Annotated in this window: 1 tRNA gene and 1 rRNA gene; both read left to right on the top strand. The window is 46.0% G+C overall.

Annotated elements, in window-relative coordinates:
* Positions 1 to 92: ribosomal RNA gene (locus ACFQI7_RS37890) — 16S ribosomal RNA — on the top strand; the annotation flags it as partial.
* A gap of 93 nt (positions 93 to 185) precedes the next feature.
* Positions 186 to 261 (top strand) — tRNA-Ala (locus ACFQI7_RS37885).
* Positions 262 to 569: the final 308 nt, after the last annotated feature.

Here is a 569-nt window from a genome sequence, read left to right as displayed (position 1 = left end):
CAAGGAGCCAGCCGCCGAAGGTGGGGTAGATGATTGGGGTGAAGTCGTAACAAGGTAGCCGTATCGGAAGGTGCGGCTGGATCACCTCCTTTCTATGGAGTCCATGTCGTCTGCAGGACGACGGACATTAAGATGCATTCGAATTTCATTTGTTCAGTTTTGATGGAGCTTTCCGTCAAGAGTGTGGGGCCATAGCTCAGCTGGGAGAGCGCCTGCCTTGCAAGCAGGAGGTCAGCGGTTCGATCCCGCTTGGCTCCACCATTTATCTTCCGAAATTGGTAAGATAAAAACTCTTGAAACAAGCCCGTCAATATGGTAATATAGCTTTCGTTGCCTTATGGGTGACAAGCAAATAGGCTACAACATTGTTCCTTGAAAACTGGATATCGAAACAATGCAACAAATGCTGAATCATCCTTAAAGATGATCTGAATAGATCTTTATCTTTTAGGTTAGCTACAAGCGGAGCGTATATGTTTTCAAAGTGACCTTTGTGCGAAGCACAACGGAACGCGAAAATATATACCGAAGCGTTTTGGTTAAGCTAATAAGAGCACACGGAGGATGCC

It is taken from the genome of Paenibacillus allorhizosphaerae (assembly GCF_042659105.1).
In the GTDB taxonomy this organism is placed as follows: Bacteria; Bacillota; Bacilli; order Paenibacillales; family NBRC-103111; genus Paenibacillus_G; species Paenibacillus_G allorhizosphaerae.
Note: the sequence above shows the minus strand (reverse complement) of the source record. Positions and strands in the feature narration are given on the sequence as shown.